Source organism: Dyella nitratireducens, assembly GCF_014642835.1.
Classification (GTDB): Bacteria; Pseudomonadota; Gammaproteobacteria; order Xanthomonadales; family Rhodanobacteraceae; genus Dyella_B; species Dyella_B nitratireducens.
On sequence record NZ_BMJA01000001.1, the window covers coordinates 119,087 to 131,367 of the forward strand.

Genomic DNA, 12,281 nt, shown 5'->3' on the forward strand with positions numbered 1-12,281 from the left:
CGTCCACAGGTCAGGTTCAGAAACAGGCAGCACACGTCAACCTTGAATAGCCCCTGCGACTTCCCCATCCTTGCGGACTCGTCGAAGGGCCTGTAAAGGCCTTTCCACAATCGAGAACCGCCCTGATAAATCGTCAGCAAACCCTTAAGGATTATAGCAATGACCACCCCCAAGCATAGCCGCCTGCTGATCCTCGGCTCGGGCCCCGCCGGTTACACCGCCGCGGTGTACGCAGCGCGTGCCAACCTCAAGCCGACCATGGTCACCGGCCTGCAGCAGGGTGGTCAATTAATGACCACCACCGAGGTCGACAACTGGCCGGGCGATGTCAAAGGCGTGCAAGGTCCGGAACTGATGCAGCGCATGGCTGAACATGCCGAGCGCTTCGAGACCGAGATGGTCTTCGACCATATTCACCAGGCCGACCTCTCGCAGCGTCCATTCCGCTTGAAGGGCGACTCGGGCGAGTACACCTGTGATGCGCTGATCATCGCCACCGGCGCCACCGCCAAGTACTTGGGGATTCCCAGCGAGGAGCACTACAAGGGCAAAGGCGTGTCGGCCTGCGCCACCTGCGACGGTTTCTTCTTCCGCGAGCAGGACATCGTGGTGGTTGGTGGCGGCAACACGGCGGTGGAAGAAGCGCTGTATCTGGCCAACATCGGCCGCAAGGTGTACCTGGTGCATCGCCGCGACAAATTGCGCGCGGAGAAGATCATGCAGGACAAGCTGTTCGAGAAAGCCGCCCATGGCAAGGTCGAGCTGGTGTGGAATCACGTGATCGATGAAGTGCTGGGCGATGAGACCGGCGTAACCGGTGTGCGCGTGAAGGACATAAACAGCGGTGCCACGCGTGATATCGCTGCCACCGGATTCTTCGTAGCGATCGGTCACTCGCCGAACACGGGCATCTTCGAAGGCCAGCTCGATATGCACGATGGCTACATCAAGATCCGCAGCGGCCTGGAAGGCATGGCGACGATGACGTCGGTGCCGGGTGTATTTGCGTCGGGCGACGTGGCCGATCATGTGTATCGGCAGGCGGTGACGTCGGCAGGGTTCGGCTGCATGGCGGCGTTGGATGCGGAGCGGTGGCTGGATCAGAACGGGAAGGTTTGAACACTTCGATTCATGCCCGTGATGCTTGATATATCGTCGTCCCGGCGAAAGCCGGGACCCAGCGACTTGTAAGACCGTCAAAGACACTAGGCCCCGGCTTTCGCCGGGGCGACGATAAGACACCAGTAAACTCTTCTATAGATGTCCACGCCTTGAGAAGAGAGAGCTGAAAAAAACGTGATCGAAGCCCGCTTCTACGACAGCATTGACGACATCCCCGCCTCCGCCTGGGATGCCTTGCGCCCAGACGACAACCCTTTCCTCTCGCATGCCTTTCTCGCCGGCCTCGAACGCACCGGCTGCATTCGTCCCGAATGGGGCTGGCAAGCACATCATCTGGGCCTTTATCGCAAAGGCACCTTGATCGCCGCCGCACCGCTGTACCTGAAAGGCAATTCACACGGCGAATTCGTGTTTGACTGGAGCTGGGCATCGGCGTGGGAGCAGGCCGGTGGCCAGTACTACCCCAAGCTGCTCAATGCCGTGCCCTACTCGCCCGTGACTGGACCGCGTCTGCTGGTGGGTACGGATGGCACCGAGGCGGCTGAGCTACGCAAGTTGCTGGTGGATGCCATGCAGCAACAAGCGCAACGGTTGGAGCTTTCCTCCGTGCACGCCAACTTCCTTACCGAAGCGGATGTCGACGCCTTCGACGATCACTGGATGGCGCGCAGCGACGTGCAGTTTCATTGGCACAATCAGGGCTATGCAGATTTCGAAGCATTCCTCGCGGCACTGAATCACAAGAAGCGGAAGAACATCCGCCACGAACGCAAGCGTGTGGCCTCGCATGGCTTGGACATCGGCATGGCCGGTGGTGCGGAGCTGAGTGCGCGCGAATGGCGGCGGGTGCATGCGCTTTACACCGATACGTTCGATGCCAAGGGCAATCACGCAGCGCTCACCGAGGCGTTCTTTCAATACCTGCGCAAGGAATTCGGCAACGCGGTGCAACTGGCGCTGGCCAGGCAAGGGGGAGAGATCGTGGCCGTGGCCTTGATGTTGCGCAGTGCAAGCACGTTGTACGGTCGCTATTGGGGTGCCAGCGTCAACCTGCCGGATCTGCATTTCGAGCTGTGTTACTACCAGGGCATCGAGTACGCGATTGCGCAGGGATTGCAGCGCTTCGAGCCTGGCGCGCAGGGCGAACACAAGCTCGCGCGGGGTTTCCTGCCGACTCGCACACATTCGCGTCACTACCTGGTGCACGAGGGCTTCCGCAGCGCAGTAAGGCGCGCGCTTGCGCACGAGTGCGAGAGCATGGACGCTTATGCCGACGAACTACTCGACCACAGCCCTTACGCGCGACCATGATCCGCCTCCCCAGGCTCGACGACCACGCCCCGGGTCATTTCCCCGATCCACGCACCGCGCTCATCGAACCCAACGGATTGCTCGCCTTCGGCGGCGATCTTTCACCACTGCGCCTGATGACGGCGTATGCGCACGGCATCTTCCCCTGGTTCAACGAAGGCGAGCCGATCCTGTGGTGGTCGCCCGATCCGCGCTGTGTGTTTCAGACGGACCAGTTGCGGCCTAACCGCAGCCAACGCAGGGCGCTGAAAGACACGGACTGGCAGGTGACCATCAACCGTGCCTTTCGTGAGGTGATGCAGGCTTGCGCGGCGCCACGGCCTGGACAATTCGGTACCTGGATCAGCCCGGCGATGATCGACGCCTACGGCATGCTGCACGATCTTGGTTGTGCGCATAGCGTGGAAGTCTGGGCGCAGGATGACCTGATCGGCGGTGTCTACGGTGTTTCCATCGGCCGGTTGTTCTGCGGCGAATCGATGTTCAGCGCGCAAAGCGGTGGTTCGAAGCTGGCGTTGTGTGCGCTGGCGTCGCTATTGCGCGAATGGGAGTTTCCGTTGATCGATGCGCAGGTCAGCAATCCGCATTTATTGGGATTGGGGGCCGTGGAGATGTCGCGGGATGTGTTTTTGCGGGAGGTTGCGATGTTGGTGACTGCGCCGTTTGATCCGCAGCAATGGAAAGATCTGCCTACGGTTTCTGCGAAACGCATTTTGGAAGGTTTTTCTTTCGTATAAGAAACCGAGCTTCGCGACAATGTGCTTCGTTACCTTCGCCGGAATGACGTCGAGGCGAGACTGACTTTTCCACATGCATGGCGATGTTGGGGTTTGCACCCCAACCTACTTGCGGCTCTTCACGTGATCGATAAATGCGCGCAGCTTCGGCATGGTTTGCCGACGGCTTGGGTAGTAGAGAAACACGCCCGGCATCACTGGCGCGAACCGTTCCAACACGTGCAGCAGCTTTCCCGTTTTCACCCCTTCCACCACCATCGGCTCAGGTAGCTGGGCCAGGCCTACACCTTTGAATGCGGCGCCGAGCATGGTGGGAAAATCATTCGCGATGAAGGGGCCGGATACGGCAATCTCCATCGCACGGCCATTGTCGTTGAATGACCAGGGCGCGATGGCGCCGTTGGATCGCCGCCATCGCAAACAGGCATGTTGACGTAGATCGTCCACCACCTTGGGCCGGCGGCGGCTTGCGAAGTAGTCCGGGCTGCCGACGACGATGAAACGAAACGGCGGCGTCAACGGTACGGCAACCATATCGGCATCGACGAACTGCCCCATCCGAATGCCGGCGTCGAATCCCTCCGCCGCAATATCGATCAACTCCTCGCTCGCAGCGATTTCCACTTCGATCTCTGGATAGGCCTCACAGAAGGACGCGATCAGTGGTTCCAACACAATGGGCACCACCGCGCGCGGTACGGAAAGGCGCAGCAATCCCGTTGGCCGCTGACCGAGTCCGCGCGCCACTTCGCCAGCAGCGACAAGTTCTTCGAAGGCAGGCTTGGCACGCGAAAGAAATCGTTCGCCGGCTTCGGTCAAGCCGACGCTGCGCGTCGTGCGGATAAAAAGCGCCGCACCAACGCGCGCTTCAAGAACACGCACGGCCTGGCTGATGGCCGAGGGCGTTACGCCGAGTTCTGCCGCTGCCCGGCGAAAACTGCGGTGCTGGGCCACGCTGAGAAACGCCTCCACGCCATCGAGCGCGCCCTGCCTGACTGTGAAGTTCTGCTTCATAGCCCGTCAACATTGTGATGAATAGTCGCTCACGCGGGGCGATGGTACACCTATGCCTGCAGGTTTCCATGGAGAACCATTGATGAGTGCCGCCGCTGTGTCTGCCGATATTGTCCTTGCCATGAACGATGTACTTGATAACGTGCCCAATCGCTATCGCGCGACTGGCCGGACCAAGCGGCTGAAGACTGCCAATGACCCGAATCCGATGGAACGCCGCGTTGGCATTCTTACTGCGGTGTTAGAGGTTATCGCATGATGGAAAACACCATGTCGCCGGAACGTCTCTTTCAACTGCAGCTTGTTCTGGGGTATATCGCGTGGCTGCTTTGCTTCCGCATCTACATCTGGCCCAGATTCAAATCGATGGCGGCGTTCGACGTGCACCGCGCGATCGCCACGTTGCACAGCTTTCGTTTCTTCGGGCTGGTTTTCATCCTGCCGGGCGTCGTCAGTCCCGACCTGCCTGCCAGTTTTGCCGTATTCGCCGCCTACGCTGACTTGGCAACGGGTTTACTGGCGATGCTGGCGCTACTTATGGCACGCATACGTCCATTGTTTTGGTTGTTTGTGGTGGCGTTCAATCTTGTAGGAGCGGTCGATCTCGTTCTCGATTATTACCACGCTATCCAGGCGAACCTTCCTGCGCACGCGGGGGAGCTTGGTGCTGTCTATGCGATCCCGGTCATCTATGTGCCTATATTGATGATCACGCATATGGCTGCGTTTTACTTGCTGCTACGGCCGCGAGCCAGGATAGCCTCGTAGCTTGGGGTGCAACCCCCAACATCCGGCGCCAGCGTGCATGGCAATGTTGGGGTTTGCACCCCAACCTACGGTGTCAGGCGTTCAGAGCGAGCGCCTTCAACTCGCTGTAGTTGTTGAGAAACAACGCAACCAGATGCGGATCGAGCTGCCCGCCCGCCGCATCGCGCAGGTACTGCAACACCTCCGCCTCTGGCCACGCCGGTTTGTAGACGCGCGGAAAACTCAATGCATCCCACACGTCCACTACGCTGAAAATGCGTGCTGCCAGCGGGATCTGTTCGCCTTTCAAGCCTTGCGGATAGCCGGTGCCGTCCCAGCGTTCGTGGTGGCTGTACGGGATGACGCTGGCACCATGCAGAAAATCGATTCGCTGCAGCATGTCGTAACCCATGCGCGGATGCGTGCGCATCACTTGCGTTTCCTCGTCGTCCAGCTTGCCGGGCTTGATCAGGATGGCATCCGGCAAAGCCAGCTTGCCGATGTCATGCAGCAGCGCACCGAATTTGATGTCGCGCAACGCATCGCCATGCAGACCCACCCGTTTCGCCAGCCCAAGCGCCATGCGTACCACGCGTTCGGAATGGTCGCTGGTTTCCTTGTGCCGCACGTCCATCGCCTCCACCAGCACCCGCAAAGCTTGCTCGTGACTGTCGAGCAATTGCTGGTTGGCTTTGGCCAGGCGGCGAACGGTGCGACCGATCAACCAGTACAACAAGAGTCCAGTGCCCAGAACGAACAGCCAGCCCTTCAAGATCTGATAGAAAACGATACGGTGCGGATCGTGCACCAGACTGCCGAGCACGTGCCCGGATATCCATATATAGATCGCCGAAAGCAGCACATAGGTGCCGGCGGTACGTAGTTGAGGACTGAGTCTTTTCACAGTTAACGCACGCGCAGCACGCAACCCTCGCAAGCGAAGATCGGTGGGTGCGTCCCTGCAAACTGCAGATGGTGTGCTGTCATCACATGGGCGCAAACGCTGTCACGAACTGATGCCAAAGCCACGACCTTGCTTCCCCCTGTGGCGTCATCGAATAGGCATTCTGCCATCCGTGGAGTGAAACACGGTGTGCGGTTTTGCGCAATTCATTGCGTGTACCTTGATTTGCGATATTCGCAGGCCGGGGTACAAACCCCAGCCTACGATCGCCGCAAGGCGGTTTGCAGCAAGCGACGCTGCAGGCGATCGCTCAGCCTGGTCGCTCCTGACAACTGCATGCGTTCCAGTACAGCAGCCTCTTCCGCCTTGATGGCGCCTGGCTTCCATAGCGCCTTCAGCAGCTGCCACCTGCCCTTCCATGTGGCACTTGACGATTGCAGCCACGCCAAAGCGGGTAACAGGCGTTGCTCGACGTCGGTGAAATCACTGCCGAACGGAAACGCGGGTAGCAGTCCTTTGCGCATCGGTTTGGCCAAGGCTTCATGCAGTGCCTCAGGGCGATGCTTGCGCCAGGCTTCCGGAATCTTGAAATCCGCAGCGAGCTTGCCGTGCGATTTGGCTTCCGCCGCCAGGGCATCGACGAATCGCGCATCGCTGACCGCCAGCATGGCCTCGATGCATTCGCTATCGCTCTTGCCACGCAAATCGGCGACGCCATACTCGGTGACCACGATGTCGCGCAGATGCCTTGGAATGGTGGTTTGGCCGTAGTGCCAGCGGATATTGGTTTCCACACCGTTGCGTCCGCACCGGGTTGCACGTTGCAGCAATACCGAGCGGCCATCGGGCAACTCGTGCGCCATGGCGACGAAGTTGTACTGGCCGCCGACACCGCTCACCACGTGGCCATCTTCCAGCGTTTCGGAAATCGCCGCGCCAAGCAGGGTCGACATCATGCAGGTATTGAAGAAACGCGCGCCGCGACGTTGCAACATAGCCAACGCCTGGTGGTCGCCATAGAGCTGGTTGACGTTGGACACCGGACACATGTCGATGGCATCGGCGTCGCTGCCCGTGGTGGTTTCCAACCACTCGTAAAGTTCGCGTGAGCCGAGGAAGAACGCACCGCGCAAGTAGTGCCCGCCGGGCACGTCATCCGGCAAGCGGCCGCCGGCAGCCGCGCGCTCGAGCGCAAGGTTGTCCCAGCTGCGCCGCTTGAGCACGCCGGCCTTGGCCAAGTGCATGAAACCATCCAGCACCATTTCACTGCAGCCGTACAAACCGGTCTTGAACATTGCAAGGCCACCGATACGTTCGGCCAATCGATGCGTGGCGCCACGCGGGTCAAGCGCAACCAGTACTTTTCGCCATGCGGTGTTGTCCTGCTGCCGCAGCAACAAGCCTTTGACCAGGGCATCGGATAAGGCACCAATACCAATCTGCAAGCAACCGCCATCTTTCACCAGTGCACTGGCGTGCAGGCCGAGCGCGTATTCGGCCGCATCGACCGGCATTCTGGGTAGTGCGAACAACGGTGGCGATGACGTGGGCGCCAGTTCGATGTCGAAGAAATTCTGTGTGACTTCCGCAGCACCACCAATGTACGGCAAGGACGGATGCACCACGGCCACACACAAGGGGCGCGACTTGCCCGCTGCCTTGACGCGATCGAGAAAATCCAGGGTAAGGTCGGGATTGCACGACAAGCTGTAACGCACCCCGGAGGGTGTTTCGTGGCGTGCAACGAGCTGCACCAGCAGGTTGATGTCCTGCACGACCAGATCGCGCGCCACGTGCGTGTAGTTCTGGCTGATGTAGTTGCGCTGCGCACTGGGCGAATGCAGCAAGGCCCCCGATTGCATGTAGAACTCATGCACCGCCACGTTGGGCGGCAGCTTGCCTTGCATCTGGTCGACGGCGTATTGCGGATCGACGTAGCCAGCGCCGAAGTGGCGCTCCACGAATGGATCCAGGAAACGCGCTTCCAATTCGCTTTTCGCCCGCGGCCGTGTCAGTGACAAGGCGGTGTACAAGGTCATCGATCGCCACGTATCGGCGAGCATCAGGCCATACAGCGCGTTGAGCAATCCGTGCGGCTTGCCGAGGCCCAACGGCGCCGCTACACGCAAGTCCGCTCCCAGCCGCTCGACGATGAGCTGCGCGCAGGCATCGGTGTCCGTAAAGCGCTGCTCTGGCAACATGGGGGAATCATAAGCGGAGAACTAAGGAACGGGGAACAGCCAACGTGAAGTTCGCCGTGACGAACGGTGTGCCATCGGCTCAATAGCAATGACTGTCACTCCCGCATCCTGCGCTTCTCTGTTTCCTGCTTCCCCATACCATGTCCACTGCCTAGTCACAGCGCGTCGGGCTCACCGGCGAACATATTGAATCCTTCAGCATCATCGGGATTTGCCATGACATATTCTGCAAGATGGTGAAAGAAGAGAATCCCCGCCTTATCCAGTGACTGTACGGCGTTCTCCACCTCCTTCTCGGCTCGAACCACGGCCTTCCTATCATCCGGAATCTTTTGATTCAAACCCTCAATGTCGCTATTGAGCTTGTTCAGGGTGTCTCTTTTAGACGAGAGTTCGTCCTGGATCCTGGTCCGCTCTTGCTGGATACGCTCGCGTTTCACCGGATCTTGTTCACGTTGATAAGCGCCCTCAAGTCCACCGTCTTGGGCGCGCAATATCTCAATATCTTCGACAAGGGATCTCGCCTGTGCCTGGTGGTCTTCGAGTTGCCGTGTCGATTCATCGAACGCGTGCCTGGCCTGCTCCGCCTCATCGCGGGCTAGGTCGAGCCTGTTGTATGCTTGGACGGCGGCTTCCCGGGATTCCAGTACTTGCTGCCTGAGCGGAGGGGCTGCAGGTTCTCCCCCTTTAAGCCCTGCCTTGGCCAGCGGCTCGGCACCACCTTTGCCATCCAGCTTCACATATACGCTTCCCGCAACCGTATGCGCCTTGTTCGGGTCGACAATGGCCCAGCCATTTGCGCCTTGCTTTACCTGATAGTAGCTATCGCCCACGCGTACGTAACTGCGATCATCCCCGCCTAGCGTTCTGGCGTTGCTGGGCTGATAGACACCCGATTCTTTATTGAGCGTCAGCGTTCGGGGATCGACTTTGGCCGCAGGTGGCAGGGCAGCACTGCTCGCCGGTTTGGCGGCATCCGTGCCATCCACCCGCTTGAAGTTTCCATGTTCATCTTGTTTCGCACGCTCATTCGTGGGCATGCGCGTGCCCACATCGTCAAGTTTATAGACCGGGCGGCTTCCATTCGCGTCAGGGGCATCTTTGGTATTTACGACGTAATCACCCTCTTGATTCGGCCATGTGACCTTTTTCAGCGTGGACTTTTTCGGAGTGCTGTTGGTTGGAAGTCCGGAGGAGGACTGCGTAAACGGGTTAGTCCCTGGTTTGAGAATGGACGAACCAGGTTTATCGGTCTCTTTGACAGAAGACTTCGACTCGGTTGGATGAGTCGTTTCGACAGGATGAGGTTCCGTGTGGTGAAAGCTCGAATGAATACCAAAACTCGGCATAATCGAAATCCAGGTTGAATAATTTATATGTCCACCGATCCGTGCTCATGGCCAAGCTCTTCATGGGGGGCAATTTTTTATACCCCTCAAAATGAGCTTCATGTGCGGTAACTATGGCGTGCTAATGCTGGAAGTGTTTGATCGCGTGGCTCGGCATGCACAACGTTTGCGTGAAATGCGCGAATTCGACGACCAGAGGTGACGATCATCACCGTGCAAAACGGGGACAGGTTGCGTCCTGATCTCCGTTGCAGCATCTATACGGAACCTTTAGTTAGTCCTCGCTACATTCCAGTCGAGCAGACAGAGCACCCTCTTCGCTTTATGCAGCCCACCAAGTCTGCTCGACTCGCCCGGGGATAGTCAGGCGACCTTACGAAGCGTGTTGCACCCGCCGATTATGCTCGGCCATCCAGCGCTGTCTTTAAATCCATCGAGGAGGCACCTATGAAGCTGCACTCCATCTTCAAGTTGAACACGGCCAGGGCACTCAGTGTGCTGGCTATCGCAGCTTTGACTGCATCAGCTGCACTTCTGAGCTTTATCCCTGTCCGCGCTGCAGCGGCACCTACCATGGCGCTGCAGTGCCAGGTGAGTCCCGACCAGAACGGCGTGGGCGTCACCCTAAGCTGCAACGGCGAACTTCCCGATGGCAGCAACATCAACCTGGTTTGCAACGCTGGGGTAATTACCGAGGACAATGGCGAATATAAAGCCGGAGGAGGAACTTGTAACATCGGCGCCGGGCTCGCAGGGATCACCTTGTCAGCAGATCCGGACGGCTTCGTTCTTGTCACTCCGAGCACAGGAACGATAATCGTGACTAATGGAGGGGAAACAGTTACCGTCAATGGTCTCCTGGCAAGCGCAACCGTATCCGCCTACGGCCAGGGCATCACGGTGACCTTGTCGCCGCTTTCAGTCAGCGTCCTGAATACCCAGATCACCACCTCCGTCAAACTGCTAAACACGATCAGCGTTGCGAGTATTGCCGTTCAAGGTAATGCGGCGTCGGTCGGTATAAGCGGCTCTACTCTCACAATCAGCGGCCCTAATCTCAGCTACAACGGCGATGTGGCTGGCCTCATTTCGTTCACTGGTGCTTGTAACAACACCGTTATGGCCAATCTCGGCCTGCTCATTCCAATCGTCGCTCCGACGCTTTCTTGCGGCATATAAGACACAAAATTGGACTATTGAGCCTTCACGACCTGCAAACCACGCAAGCTAGCCAAAGTCGGGAATACATTGCACTGACCGGTGTTGGTTGTAGCCCGGTCAGTGCGATCTCTGCGCAAACGGCATTTGAAGCAGTTGCACGATCCCAGCGAAAGTCGACGCAGGTTGGGGGGCAAATATCGATTCTATACAAGTGGCAATAATCTACATTTTTGATGAATATCGAGCGCCAAGACGATGTTCCCAAAGCCATTCGTGCTAGTCTCCCGCCTCCATGCAAGCGCCCGACGACTTCCCCGAAGGTGCCGGCGGCAAGCCGACCCGTCACGTTCTCACGCCCAGCACGCTCAACCGGCTGGTGCGCGGGCTGCTGGAAGATGCCTTGCCGCTGGTGTGGATCGAAGGTGAACTGTCCAACGTGGCGCGCCCGGCGTCCGGCCATCTCTACTTCACCTTGAAAGACAGCCTGGCGCAGGTGCGTTGCGCCATGTTCAAGACCAAGAGCATGGGGTTGCGTTTCCGGCCGGCGGATGGCGTGCACGTGCTATGCCGTGCGCGGGTTGGTCTGTACGAGCCGCGCGGCGAATTCCAGCTGGTGGTCGAGCATATGGAGCCGGCTGGCGAAGGCGCGTTGCAACGCGAATTTGAACGGCTGAAGGCACAACTGGATGCGGAGGGTTTGTTTGCGCAGGAACGCAAGCGCCCCCTGCCCCGCTTTGCGCGACGCATCGGCGTGATCACATCCGCTACCGGTGCTGCCATTCGGGATGTGCTGAGCGTGTTGTCGCGACGCTGGCCGCTGGTGGAAGTGGACGTGCTACCGGTGCCGGTACAAGGGCGTGAAGCGCCGCCCGCGATTGTCTCGATGTTGCGCAAAGCGTCTGCCTGCGGACGCTACGACGTGCTGCTGCTTACGCGCGGCGGCGGTTCGCTGGAAGATCTCTGGGCCTTCAACGACGAGCAGGTAGCGCGCGCCGTTCACGCCAGTGCAGTGCCGGTGGTCAGCGCGGTGGGGCACGAGATCGACTTCAGCATTTCTGATTTCGTCGCCGATTTGCGTGCGCCTACGCCCTCTGCGGCGGCTGAGCTGCTGGTGCCTGACGTTCTGGCACTGCGCCGGCATGTCGAGCAGTTGCACCAGCGTAACGCGGCCATCCACGAACGGCGTTTGCATACCCGTATTCAACGGCTTGACCATCTGCTGGCGCGCTTGCAGGCGCAACGCCCGCAAGCGCGGTTGTCCCGCGATCGCCAACGGCTGCTGCAATTACATCGCCGTTTGCTTGCCTGCCGGCAGGCGCAGTTGACGCGTAAAACGATACGCCTGGAACGTGTATACACGCGGTTGCTGGCACAGCATCCGCGGCAACGTGTCGAGTTGTTGCGACAGCAGCTGGAACAGCATGCTTTGCAGCTGCGACATATGATCCAGCACAAGCTGCAGCACGAACGCCTGAATTTGCAACAGACGGCTCGCGCGATGCATGCGGTGAGTCCGCTGGCTACGCTGGAGCGTGGCTATGCGATCTTGTTTGATGAGAAAGGCAAGGTGTTGCGGTCGGCGCAGGATGTGGCGGTGGATGCACCGTTGCGGGCGAAGTTGGTGGATGGCGAATTGGCGTTGCGAGTTAGTAAAAAGTAGTCGCCGCAAGTCGGCGCGGAAACCTCAACATCACATGTGTCCCTCACGTCCGTCATTCCCGCGAAAGCGGGAATC

11 protein-coding genes are annotated in these 12,281 nt (G+C 59.0%); 7 read left to right on the forward strand and 4 right to left on the reverse strand.

The features are described 5' to 3' along the window. Nucleotides 1–159 precede the first annotated feature (159 nt). The 3 genes from trxB to aat all read left to right on the forward strand — a co-directional run bounded on the left by trxB (nt 160) and on the right by aat (nt 3,170). Entirely contained in the window at nt 160–1,119 is a 960-nt protein-coding gene (gene trxB / locus IEX75_RS00575) for a thioredoxin-disulfide reductase (RefSeq protein WP_188792336.1), read from the forward strand. Between the two features lie 177 nt (nt 1,120–1,296). Then, nucleotides 1,297–2,433 carry a GNAT family N-acetyltransferase gene (locus IEX75_RS00580; RefSeq protein ID WP_188792337.1) on the forward strand — a complete coding sequence of 379 codons (1,137 nt, stop codon included), beginning with the start codon at nt 1,297–1,299 and terminating at the stop codon, nt 2,431–2,433. Then, entirely contained in the window at nt 2,430–3,170 is a 741-nt protein-coding gene (gene aat / locus IEX75_RS00585; protein WP_188792338.1) for a leucyl/phenylalanyl-tRNA--protein transferase, read from the forward strand. Before IEX75_RS00580 ends, aat begins: the two co-directional genes overlap by 4 nt. Nucleotides 3,171–3,275: 105 nt before the next feature. Here aat and IEX75_RS00590 read toward each other — a convergent pair whose 3' ends face one another. Beyond that, on the reverse strand, nt 3,276–4,184 hold the full coding sequence (locus IEX75_RS00590; RefSeq protein WP_188792339.1) for a LysR family transcriptional regulator: 909 nt from the start codon (nt 4,182–4,184) through the stop codon (nt 3,276–3,278). An 82-nt stretch (nt 4,185–4,266) separates the two neighbouring features. On the opposite strand from IEX75_RS00590, the gene IEX75_RS00595 reads away from it, so the two are divergent. Together IEX75_RS00595 and IEX75_RS00600 are read left to right on the forward strand one after the other, a co-directional pair. After that, the gene (locus tag IEX75_RS00595) at nt 4,267–4,443 is read left to right on the forward strand and encodes a hypothetical protein (protein ID WP_188792340.1); all 177 of its coding nucleotides are present in this window, start codon (nt 4,267–4,269) and stop codon (nt 4,441–4,443) included. Continuing rightward, nucleotides 4,440–4,952 (forward strand): hypothetical protein, encoded by a 513-nt coding sequence (locus IEX75_RS00600; protein WP_229720583.1) that lies wholly within the window; start codon nt 4,440–4,442, stop codon nt 4,950–4,952. The genes IEX75_RS00595 and IEX75_RS00600 overlap by 4 nt, the downstream gene beginning before the upstream one ends. Nucleotides 4,953–5,025: 73 nt before the next feature. Here IEX75_RS00600 and IEX75_RS00605 read toward each other — a convergent pair whose 3' ends face one another. From IEX75_RS00605 to IEX75_RS00615, 3 genes are all read right to left on the reverse strand, one after another. Further along, nucleotides 5,026–5,835 (reverse strand): HD-GYP domain-containing protein, encoded by an 810-nt coding sequence (locus IEX75_RS00605; protein ID WP_188792341.1) that lies wholly within the window; start codon nt 5,833–5,835, stop codon nt 5,026–5,028. Between the two features lie 260 nt (nt 5,836–6,095). Then, entirely contained in the window at nt 6,096–8,036 is a 1,941-nt protein-coding gene (locus tag IEX75_RS00610) for an acetyl-CoA hydrolase/transferase C-terminal domain-containing protein (RefSeq protein WP_188792342.1), read from the reverse strand. A 155-nt stretch (nt 8,037–8,191) separates the two neighbouring features. Next, nucleotides 8,192–9,385 carry a hypothetical protein gene (locus tag IEX75_RS00615; protein ID WP_188792343.1) on the reverse strand — a complete coding sequence of 398 codons (1,194 nt, stop codon included), beginning with the start codon at nt 9,383–9,385 and terminating at the stop codon, nt 8,192–8,194. A 447-nt stretch (nt 9,386–9,832) separates the two neighbouring features. Between IEX75_RS00615 and IEX75_RS00620 the strand changes: the two genes are divergently transcribed. Continuing rightward, nucleotides 9,833–10,564 (forward strand): hypothetical protein, encoded by a 732-nt coding sequence (locus IEX75_RS00620; RefSeq protein WP_188792344.1) that lies wholly within the window; start codon nt 9,833–9,835, stop codon nt 10,562–10,564. A 274-nt stretch (nt 10,565–10,838) separates the two neighbouring features. Further along, nucleotides 10,839–12,206 carry an exodeoxyribonuclease VII large subunit gene (xseA, locus tag IEX75_RS00625; protein WP_188792345.1) on the forward strand — a complete coding sequence of 456 codons (1,368 nt, stop codon included), beginning with the start codon at nt 10,839–10,841 and terminating at the stop codon, nt 12,204–12,206. Nucleotides 12,207–12,281: the final 75 nt, after the last annotated feature.